11 protein-coding genes and 2 pseudogenes are annotated in these 10,028 nt (G+C 38.4%); 7 read left to right on the top strand and 6 right to left on the bottom strand.

The annotated features are described in order from the left end of the window. The first annotated feature begins 349 nt into the window (after positions 1–349). From H532_RS0113520 to H532_RS18970, 5 genes are all read left to right on the top strand, one after another. Positions 350–607 (top strand): autorepressor SdpR family transcription factor, encoded by a 258-nt coding sequence (locus H532_RS0113520; RefSeq protein WP_027725918.1) that lies wholly within the window; start codon positions 350–352, stop codon positions 605–607. A 50-nt stretch (positions 608–657) separates the two neighbouring features. Then, positions 658–1,278: an SdpI family protein gene (locus tag H532_RS0113515; RefSeq protein WP_027725917.1), complete on the top strand. Its 621-nt coding sequence runs from the start codon at positions 658–660 to the stop codon at positions 1,276–1,278. 155 nt (positions 1,279–1,433) lie between these two features. Then, entirely contained in the window at positions 1,434–1,940 is a 507-nt protein-coding gene (locus tag H532_RS0113510; protein ID WP_027725916.1) for a DUF5946 family protein, read from the top strand. Between the two features lie 451 nt (positions 1,941–2,391). Then, positions 2,392–3,576 (top strand): SH3 domain-containing protein, encoded by a 1,185-nt coding sequence (locus H532_RS0113505; RefSeq protein ID WP_027725915.1) that lies wholly within the window; start codon positions 2,392–2,394, stop codon positions 3,574–3,576. Positions 3,577–3,610: 34 nt separating this feature from the next. Next, positions 3,611–4,339 (top strand): polysaccharide deacetylase family protein, encoded by a 729-nt coding sequence (locus H532_RS18970; RefSeq protein WP_051263346.1) that lies wholly within the window; start codon positions 3,611–3,613, stop codon positions 4,337–4,339. A 258-nt stretch (positions 4,340–4,597) separates the two neighbouring features. Here H532_RS18970 and chrA read toward each other — a convergent pair. The 5 genes and pseudogenes from chrA to H532_RS0113475 all read right to left on the bottom strand — a co-directional run bounded on the left by chrA (position 4,598) and on the right by H532_RS0113475 (position 9,011). Then, positions 4,598–5,712, bottom strand: a pseudogene (chrA, locus tag H532_RS18965) (chromate efflux transporter). 289 nt (positions 5,713–6,001) lie between these two features. After that, a complete protein-coding gene (locus H532_RS0113490; RefSeq protein WP_027725914.1) occupies positions 6,002–6,727 on the bottom strand; it encodes a class I SAM-dependent methyltransferase in 726 nt (241 codons plus the stop codon). Between the two features lie 184 nt (positions 6,728–6,911). Continuing rightward, positions 6,912–7,457, bottom strand: coding sequence for a GNAT family N-acetyltransferase (locus H532_RS0113485; protein WP_051263345.1), 546 nt, complete (start codon positions 7,455–7,457; stop codon positions 6,912–6,914). A gap of 38 nt (positions 7,458–7,495) precedes the next feature. Then, positions 7,496–8,497 carry an anti-sigma factor gene (locus tag H532_RS0113480; protein WP_081412470.1) on the bottom strand — a complete coding sequence of 334 codons (1,002 nt, stop codon included), beginning with the start codon at positions 8,495–8,497 and terminating at the stop codon, positions 7,496–7,498. After that, positions 8,478–9,011, bottom strand: coding sequence for a sigma-70 family RNA polymerase sigma factor (locus H532_RS0113475; protein WP_027725911.1), 534 nt, complete (start codon positions 9,009–9,011; stop codon positions 8,478–8,480). Before H532_RS0113475 ends, H532_RS0113480 begins: the two co-directional genes overlap by 20 nt. Before the next feature lie 329 nt (positions 9,012–9,340). Here H532_RS0113475 and H532_RS20995 point away from each other — a divergent pair, with 329 nt between their 5' ends. Then, positions 9,341–9,472 carry a hypothetical protein gene (locus tag H532_RS20995; protein ID WP_281169047.1) on the top strand — a complete coding sequence of 44 codons (132 nt, stop codon included), beginning with the start codon at positions 9,341–9,343 and terminating at the stop codon, positions 9,470–9,472. A gap of 154 nt (positions 9,473–9,626) precedes the next feature. Here the strand turns inward: H532_RS20995 and H532_RS20005 are convergent. Further along, a pseudogene (locus tag H532_RS20005) lies at positions 9,627–9,878 on the bottom strand (VOC family protein); the annotation flags it as partial. Positions 9,879–9,924: 46 nt separating this feature from the next. On the opposite strand from H532_RS20005, the gene H532_RS20865 reads away from it, so the two are divergent. Further along, on the top strand, positions 9,925–10,028 hold a 104-nt coding region (locus tag H532_RS20865), incomplete at its 3' end, for a transposase (protein WP_245566478.1).

The raw sequence follows: 10,028 nt of genomic DNA, 5'->3' as shown, positions 1-10,028 counted from the left end.
CGGAGTGATTTGTACCATTCGGGCATGACCCAGTAAAGGAGCTTTTCCGGCCTCCACCTCATGGATAGGTAGAACGAAGGAATGTAAGAACTTTGACTCTGTGAGACATGGGAGGGTAAACCGCCATGAGCGTTGTGGAGATCCCTATGTGCGATCATATCTTTGTTACCAGATAAAGGTAAATAGAACCTTTGTCTTACACGAAGTCAACTTAAACATCTATTTATTAGGTAAAATACCTATAATATCCATGAATTGATTGACAGGTAAAAACAATTGGTGCAGATTTCCGGAGAAAATGCGAGTAATTTTAAGAAAAACTTTATTTTATAGAGGGAGTGTTCAAAAATTGTTTAACACTTTCAAAGCCCTATCGGATCCTACAAGATTGAAAATCATCGAAATGTTAAACCAAAAAAGTATGACTGCCGGTGAAATTGCTGAACACTTTGATATGAAAAAACCAAGCATCTCTCATCATCTTAACATTCTTAGCCAAGCTAAACTGATCTACTCAGAAAAAAAAGGACAATACGTTCACTATTCATTAAATACAACTCTGTTTCAGGAAGTTTTACGATGGGTATTGACCTTTAAGAATGATTAAAAGTCTTTTTACGGGTGCTCAACAAATTATTGATGAGAGGAGCCTAATCTATGGAAAAAATGACACTTACGACGTTAATATTTGTATGCGTCAGCATACTAATGGGAGTGATGGCATACCCCTTCCTACCAGACACTTTAGTCATACAGGTTGGACCTGACAATGCCCCATCCAATACTGCACCGAAGTTGATCGCATTGGCCATATCACCGATTTCAATGATCATTTTGCTAGTTTCACGTAAAAGTTCTAGTAAATTTATTCACGGATCAAATCTTTTGGATATTAATCTTGTGTATTACACTGGACTTATCGCTATCTTGGGGGTTCAGGTGATTGTCATTTTATTGGGGCTTGGCTTTACAATTAACATAAGCCTAATCGCTAATGTTTCGATTGGTGTGATTTTTATTATCGGTGGCAACTTTTTATATAGAGCCAAAAAAAACTTTGTTTATGGAATTAAAACAAGATGGACTTTATCAAGCACCGAAGTTTGGACAAAGACCCATCGGTTTGCTGCAGCCGTATTTGTCATAATCGGGTTTACCGTAATCTTCATGGCCCTTTTTAATTTCTATACAAAATATACTCCAGCATTGTTTGCAGCCGGCGTTGTGATGTGCTATGTCGCTTCTTACGTCTATTACCGTAGGTACCAAAATAATTGAAAGCTCCTCCTTCGTGCCATGCTTTTAGAAATAACCCTGCTAATAATTAATGTGTCCAACGAGTAATTAATTGAACATTTTTTCCTAAATGGTTTAAGATATGGAAATGCGGTATGATTCATCCCGGAAGCTTATTTAGATTGGGGATGTGAAACATGCGGGAATATGATCATTTCGTCGAGTGCCCTGGTTGTGGCCTCAAATTACATCATCGTCATCTCCCTTTATTAGAGAATTACAAGGCGTCAGGTGAGTGCTATGAAAAATTCAGTGAATTGAGCGGTTATACAATCAGCAAACAGGATCTGAATTTTATCCATCAACATGTGATTGATACCTATGCCGCACAGCATTCAGGCAATGGGATGAAGCCCATTACCACGGCTTTTTCATTAATTGGCTTATATTACGCGATTGAAAAAGGGTTTAACGGTAGACAAGTGCAGCGTGTTCATATGCTCCTCAGTCGAAAGAAATATCAATGGAAGGAATTCGAGGCGCCCGATAAATCCGCATATGCCCTTACCGTGCTCGATGTTTTGCGTCAAAAACCGGGGGAAAGCCGTGATCAAATGATTCGAAAATGGATGATGGACGTGTGGGAAAGCTGGGAACATCAACATGATCGGGTGAAAGAAATCTGTCAGACTCTCCTTAAGTAAACCGTTTTTGCAGACTCCCACACCTCATTCTGCATCATTAAAAAGACTGTGTAAGATCGTGGAAAAAAATGCAGGTTAAAAAAGAATCCTCTCCAAACAAGTTCTGGCTTAACGAATGAAGACGGCCCTCCCCTTTCTATGGGGACAACATCAATGACTCAACACATGATGAACTTTCCCAAAAACATCAACGTCAAAGACCCATTGTCAGTGGATTTTTATCGGTTCTTCTTTTATCATTCTCTATTAATATTTGATTCCCCAATACCATACATTGAATGATCAATAAATTCCGTATACCTATAATTCCGTATACCTATTTAGCGAATCACATTCCCCTCCAATTTCTATCAAAAACTGCTAAATTTCGTATTTACAGTAACAAATATACTATTTTAAGTGATATAATATAGTACTGGTCCACTTCAAATAATATATGAGGTGAAAAATAATGTTTCACTTGAAAAAGCTAGTATTAATGATCGCTATCATATTAACCTTCTCATGTTTTCTTCCATCCGCTCTTACTGCCAGAGCTAATCAGATAGATGATGCAAGAATAACTGGGTATGCTTTAGTCCAACCTGTAAATGTCTATGCCAGTCCTTCGAGAGCGGCCACTATACTAAAAAGCTATGACTATAGCTCTCCTCTTATATTTCAGCCCTATTCAAGCAACTGGTATATCGTGGTCGTATATATTAACGGAATTTCATATAGAGGCTATATCAATAAAGAGGATGTCGGTAATATTAGTGAAGCGCCATATGTGAAAGGTATAACTTTAAATAAAACAAACGTTTACATCTCTTTAAGCATCAAAGCCCATATCCTAAAAAGTTATAGCAAGGGCAGTATCATCAAATATCGGAGCTTCAATAAAGATTGGCATATTGTTACTGTTTATATAAATGGAAAGAAACATACCGGATACATAACAAATAAAAGCGTTGAAACCATTGTTAACACACCCATTGCCAATAGCGGCATCGGAGTTTCTAAACTTGTAAAGGTATATGCTAAACCTTCTTCGGATGGATCGGTACTCAAAAGCTATCAAGCAGGGCAAGTTTTGCATTATCGCACTTTTTCTAAGCATTGGTATGAAGCCACCGTCTATATAAAAGGGAAAAAACATACCGGGTATATTTCCACAAAAGATATTGAACCAACCATACAAAATCAGCGCACCCTAAAAGGAGTCGGGATAAAGCCAACTATTCCGGTCTATACATTAGCTTCTAAAGACTCAAAAGTGATTAAAACATATAAATATGGAAGTATATTGAAGTACCAGACATTCACCAATAATTGGGATAAAGTCACTGTCTATTTAAACGGAAAACCACGTACCGGATATATATATAATGATGATGTCAACCCTGATTTAAAGAAAGGGCTAGAAGGATATGTCATTAAAAAGTCAACTGCTGTATATTCTTCGACTTCGAGGTACTCCAAAATATTAAAAAGTTACGTAAAAGGTAAGTTGCTTAAATATCGCCCGTATAACTCCAATTGGTTTATGGCAACGGTTTATGTAAATGGTAAAGCACACACAGGATTTCTCCCTGCCGAAGACCTGAGTCCATACGCTCCAACAATGCAGGCTTATGCTTTAAAAAACCCAACATAATGTATATAGTAAACCGACTACAAGTTCGTCAAAATTGAAGAGTTATAAGAAAGGCCAATTATTAAAATTTGCAGGGTATAATGACGATTGGTTTAAAGCGATCGTTTATATTAAAGGTAAGAAAAAAACCGGATATATCAATGCAAAAGATGTTGGGGAGTCTCCCAAAAAAGTTACAGTGTATAATATTCCGATCTTAATGTATCATCAGATTGGCGAAAATCCTCAACCCGATGAGATCGGCAGGTTTGTATCTGCCAAAAATTTTGAGGAACAAATGAAATATTTAAAAACAGCCGGATATACACCCATTAATTTTGATGAAATCCGTAACATAAACAAAATAAAAAAACCCATTATCATTACCTTTGATGACGGATATAAAAATAATATTTATGCCTACAACATTTTAAAAAATTTAAGAGATGCCACTTTTAAACCGAAAGCCACATTTTTCATTACAGGATCTGATATTGATCGACCTGATTACCTTTCTTTAAAGCAAATAAAAGAAATGAGTGACTCTGGAATTATTTCTATTCAATCACATACTATGACCCATCCATTCTTTAATGATAGCGAGACGATGGGTAATATTGATTTAGTAAAGGAAATTAAAGATAGCCAAACTTTACTTGAGGGTATTACCGGAAAAAGTGTTACTGCTATTGCATATCCATATGGCAGTTATAATAGCAAGGTATTAAATGAAGTAAAGAAATATTATACTTATGCGGTTAACAACAAAAAATGCGATTGCTAGTACAAATGATAGTTATTACGAATTACCAAGAGTAAGGGTCAGTTTCAACACGACATTACAAGAATTTAAAAAGCTCATCACGAAATAGATACGAATAAGGTTGTCAAATGGATTTACCTTTGGCAACCTTTTTTATACAGGTTAGAAAGAAAATCATTTTTTCGGCCCAACATGATGGCAACTCAGACTCCGTTCCTCGTTTTCTTGGAGTTCAGATTGAACGGTGACCTTTTATTCTCCAAATTAATGGTTAAACTCCTAGGTCAATACAGATAGGACGACACCGCCAAGTGCGGATATGATAACAACGATCCAAGGTGGAAGTTTCCAAATCATAAGCAGCGTAAAAGCTATTAGTGCGAGGCAAAAATCATAAGGTGATTTAATGGTACTGGTCCAAACAGGATGGTACAAAGCAGCCATTAATATCCCGACAACCGATGCGTTAATTCCAGAAAGTGCCGTTTGGAATCCCGGGCGAGAACGAAGGATATTCCAAAATGGCAGCGCCCCGGCAACAAGAAAAAAGCAGGTAAGAAAATAGCAATCAGTGCCAGTATACTCCCCATGATCCCATTAGGGTACGGCTTCGAAACAAAACCAAGATAGGAGGAAAAGGTGAACAAAGGGCCTGGCACCGCTTGTGCCGCTCCATAACCAGCGAGGAATTGGGCATTGGTCACCCATCCCGTGGGCACAACATCTTGCTGTAACAATGGAAGAACGACGTGACCGCCACCAAAAACTAATGCGCCGGCGCGATAGAAACTATCAAACATCGCTAGTCCCTGATTATGAATCATAAGCCTTAAGACCGGGAGAACCATTAAAAAGGCAAAGAATAGTGCGAGAAAGATGAGGCCTGTTTTTTTGCTAATCGGTATGGGCATCGGCTGCATTTCTTGTGCCGTATTTTTTCTGAAGAATAACCAGCCGATAAGCCCGGCAACAATAATGATAAGGACTTGAACCATTGGTGTCGGAACCAATAGGGCGCAAACAGCCGAAATGACGGCGATGGTACTTTTTGTTTTCCCTGTTGCAAGTTTACTTGCCATCCCCCAGACTGCCTGTGCCACAACAGCCACAGCCACAATCATTAATCCGTGTACCCATCCTGCATGTTGGATGTTGAACCCTTGAAGCACCCAAGCAAAAATCATGAGCGCGATGGCAGAAGGCAGCGTAAATCCAAGCCACGCCATCAGCCCACCTAGTAATCCAGCACGTTGAATACCAATGGCGATACCGACTTGACTGCTTGCCGGCCCAGGAAGGAACTGACAAAGGGCGACTAAATCCGCATAATTTTTCTCATCTAACCATTTTCGCCGCTTGACATATTCCTCATGAAAATATCCTAAGTGAGCGATAGGGCCTCCAAATGATGTAAGTCCTAAACGCGTCGAAACCTTTAAAACCTCTAAAATACGACTCAAACATTGATACCCTCCTAATATTTAATTTCTTTGAACAGTTCATTTGCCTTTTTTAGCTTCATCAAGGACTACTCCTGTTTTCCGACTTCAAACATGAGTTGAGCGCCCCTTTTGCCATCCGTAACGTTGGACCGACTTGTGCCGTTATCCGAGCGATGTGGTCACGTCATATTTTCTAACTTTACTTTCCACAGGGAGAAATGCTCTATGCAAAAGGCCGTTTTTACCGTTTGTTTCCTGTAATTGCCGTTGCGGGAGGAAAGATTAATTTTGTTTTGAAACGATGGATCCCCATTATTCCCTGTTCTTCCAGAAACTTGAGGTATTCGTCTATGTGTTGAAAATCAATGATGCACAATTTCCCACCAGGCTTTAAAACCCGGATGATTTCCTTCAATGCTTTTTCACGTTCAACGCGGTCATAAATATTGTGAATCGCAAAACTTGACAAAACGACGTCAAAAGTATGGTTTTCGAAGGGCATTTTTCTCATGTCAGCCGTCTCGATGCTGACCTTATCAATGACACCTTCTAATTTAGCATTTTGAAGCGTATTTTCCATGTCATTTCCTGAAAGGTCTTCACTTTGCCAAATGTCTATCCCTACTGCTTTTCCATTAGTTAGTCTTTTAGCGGCACCAATCAAATAAAGGCCTTTACCACAGCCCACATCTAAGATAAGTTCATCGCCTTTAATGCTTAACATGTCTAAAATGCGTTCCCGCTCTTTTAATTTTCCAAATTTGCTACTAAAGATCATCAATATAGCTGTCAATACTAGGCTGATCCCTACTATGAATACCCACCCGATGAGTATTAGCCATATTATTTTTGATCTATCAACAAAGCTAAAGAGCGCAGCCGATGTTGCAAGACACAATATCCCGATTAAAAAAAGATTCCTTATGACATTTGGCGCATCAATGCCGTAATGAGGTGTTTGTTTCACCGGTATCCCTCCAATTCGATGTGTTCCTTCATCATATGCCTCAGTTTGATGTCTGATGAATGGGAACATTAGACCTCGAATTTAAATGTAATATTTTTGACTGGTGCCTGAAGGTATTACTAATACGGTGGCATTTTGGATCCGGGCATCGATCCTTTATATGATGATCTTCGGATAAATCTATTTATTTAACATAATCTGTGACCTGACATAGCCATACCATATGATCAGAGCCTTCTCCCCAATAATCTTTTGCGATTTTATAAGGTTCTCCAAATTTTCTCAACCATCTTTTCTGGGCAGACTTGAAGCCGCTATCTAAACAAAATTGCTCAACCCCTAATTCATGCAGAAACATTATCATCGATTGAATTAAAGCTGAACCTACACCTTTCCCTTGGAAATGGGGTAAAACATAAAGGCTGCCCAACTCATCTATTGCATCAAGCTGGTGATTCGTACATTTTTTCGTCTCGTTCCCACAGGGCCCGAAAGAGATAGTTCCTATCACTTTATCATCTACTTTTGCAACAAGGAAAACAAAATCTGAATCGGTATTCTCCAGTGAATCAGTAATGATATGCTTTTTATACGCTATTTCTTTTAAGATCTCTTCTTTTAAATGGCCAATACCCTCTTTCTCAAAAATATCTGGGATCGTTGTTTCAAAAACCGCGTAGGCGGATTTTAAATCTTTCTTCGCCGGTTTGGTAATCCATAGATTTTCCATTAACAATCTACCTCCTCTCCTTTGTCTTTAAATATGCTTCATTCTTTTTCCCAATTCCATAACTCCACATCACCCAATTGGGCACCTTGAACATAGGGGTCATCTTTTAATTTTAATAATTCTTTTACAGGACCCGTTACAACTGCACCATATACGAGAAAACCATGATCTTCTAAGAATCGGTATCTTTCTTTCAATTGCTGTAAACCTAAAAAGTCCTCATAATAACTCTGGGATTTACTTAGGAGTTCTTTCATATTTTTTAACATTAAATGCTTACTTTCCTTAATTGTACTTTCATCCAACCAATTGATCCGTAAAGATGGACGATAATTGTTGTCATGGTTCATTCCGCCAGTAAGACCAATGATGTTTAAGATCTCGATTGTATTGTCCCCGCCACTCCAACTTGGTTTAAAATTCACAAATTCCCCTGTGTATAACGGCATCCATAATATATGAATATCGTATTTCCGTAAATTAGCCACTAGTTTTTCTGCATCCATAAAAGTCGGCGTTGAAAAAGCTAACTCACCTACTGTTCCTTCAGGTAATTTTTTTAGTGTTTCCCATACATCAGGTGAGGGGCTAGCTTCGAGCTTCCTATGATTCCGAGGATCTTCTGGCAGCGAGAAGGAAAAATCACTTAAATTTTTGAGACCGGGATGGGAATAACTAATATGTGAAACACCACTGAATAGTCGTTTGGTTACCTGTGCCTCGCCAACGACAACGTCCTTACTACCTACCTTTTTAAGTAAATCATAGGAAAAACGTTTTGTCCCAAAAGCGGTCGTTGTTTCATCCTTCATATCGAAGTCACCCCGGACATTTGGAACCGTCCACTCAAGGGCAAGACTAGAATAGTACATATTTTCATTGCCTATATTAAATTTATCGGCAGCTATATGCACAACCATCATATATAAGGAATAAAGCAGTACGACGATGACCAGTATTCTTAAAATGCGAAAAGATAAGGTGAACCTTGATCTTTTTAAAATTCGTTTTTCTAACTCCTTATTCCATGCCGTCATCATACCACCCTTTCTTTTCAGTAAGACCTAATAACCGCTTTCTCGCTCGATGGAGTTTCACTTTCACTTGTTCTTCTGTCAGTTGTAAGGTTTCCATTATTTCTTTATAGCTAAATTGTTCATACTCCCGTAAATAAATGATCGACCTATACTGTTCTGGCAAAAACCCCAATAACTCTTCAAATTTTTGCTGTGTTTCATGCATTAAAAGGGATTCTTCAGGAATCCCATATGGGCTAATCATCTCTTCCTTCATCAAGAATTTCGATAAAAGCGGAATGGTTTTTCTTCGTTTTTGTTTTCGCCATTCATCTAAATACGCATGACGAGCAACTTTAAAGAGCCAAGCGCGCGCTTCTTCTCCTTCATATTCGTGAAGATGAACAGTAGCACGAACAAATGTCTCTTGTGTTAAATCTTCAGCAAGTTGCTTCGAACCACTTAATTTCAAAAGGTAAAAATAGAGGGGCCTTGCATACTGTCTATATAGGTTCTCTAATTTGTGTTGATGTGGCATGCCGCTTTTGCCCCCCATTTCTTTCCCACTATTAACACGTTTTTCCGTTAATAATGTTACAGTATTTTCTATGTATTTTTTAAATAAAATTTAGCTCCACCTACTCTTTTTGGTGAAGGCGGAGCCTTGAACATGCTGGATTTTCTTCAATATAAAAAAATACCCCCGAAACAAATCATATTATGTTACAAATGGCATTTGTTTGGGAATATCTGTTAAAGCCGATGTTAAAATCCCCAATATAGCCGGAATAAAATTCCCCACTTACAATAGAACCATAGTGCCAACGAGAGGGGCTATGGTTCATGATTACGAGAGGGGAATTTTTCATGATCAAAGAGATGTATGAAAGGGGAATGAGTATTTCCGATATTGAGAGGAAATTGGGGAACGATCGGAAAACCGCTATGGTCGGTTGTCGCTTAGGTTTAACGAAAGTGGCAGCTAATAAAGTGGCATAGAGCCAGCCAGTCGTTTTTATATGATGTCTCTTTGGTTAATCACGTTATTTAACAAAATCTGTGACCTGACATAGCCATACCATCACCTCGCTTTTTAACATAAGGAAGGAGTAGGGGCGTCAAGTCTAACAGATTCAGTTTTACACCCCATTTTTTAAACAAAAAATTGCATATAGTGCATGTCACTTTTGTAGTAAGATAATCGATCATCTAAAGTGCCTGTATGAAATTCAAATTTATGCCCATCAGGGTCCGTAAAATACACAGAACGTTTATCTCTTTCATCTCTTTCTCTACCTGGAAGAATGTTGACACCCAACTCTTTCAATTTTTGAACAATCCGATCGAAGTCTTCATCCCTAACAGAGAAAGCTATGTGAGTGTATGAATTCTGGATCAGGCGGCGAATCCAGAAAGAATTTCATGCGTACGACCGTAAAAAAGATAAGCACATGAGGCATATTTTTTATCTGCCTCATGATCACTTGAGTGATTCACAACGCTGGTATTTAGAAAGATTTCTTAAGCAATCCGAAGAATTAGAAATAGCTTATCA

Source organism: Tuberibacillus calidus DSM 17572 (assembly GCF_000430685.1).
GTDB lineage: Bacteria > Bacillota > Bacilli > Bacillales > Sporolactobacillaceae > Tuberibacillus > Tuberibacillus calidus.
This window is presented reverse-complemented; position numbering and strand designations above follow the sequence as displayed.

Bases quoted from the DNA above. Each gene is read 5' to 3' on its own strand.
- H532_RS0113515 (WP_027725917.1), top strand. From the start codon at position 658: ATGGAAAAAATGACACTTACGACGTTAATATTTGTATGCGTCAGCATA.
- H532_RS0113480 (WP_081412470.1), bottom strand. From the start codon at position 8,497: ATGATGACGGCATGGAATAAGGAGTTAGAAAAACGAATTTTAAAAAGA.
- H532_RS0113510 (WP_027725916.1), top strand. From the start codon at position 1,434: ATGCGGGAATATGATCATTTCGTCGAGTGCCCTGGTTGTGGCCTCAAA.
- H532_RS0113485 (WP_051263345.1), bottom strand. From the start codon at position 7,457: ATGGAAAATCTATGGATTACCAAACCGGCGAAGAAAGATTTAAAATCC.
- H532_RS0113475 (WP_027725911.1), bottom strand. From the start codon at position 9,011: ATGCCACATCAACACAAATTAGAGAACCTATATAGACAGTATGCAAGG.
- H532_RS20995 (WP_281169047.1), top strand. From the start codon at position 9,341: ATGATCAAAGAGATGTATGAAAGGGGAATGAGTATTTCCGATATTGAG.
- H532_RS0113505 (WP_027725915.1), top strand. From the start codon at position 2,392: ATGTTTCACTTGAAAAAGCTAGTATTAATGATCGCTATCATATTAACC.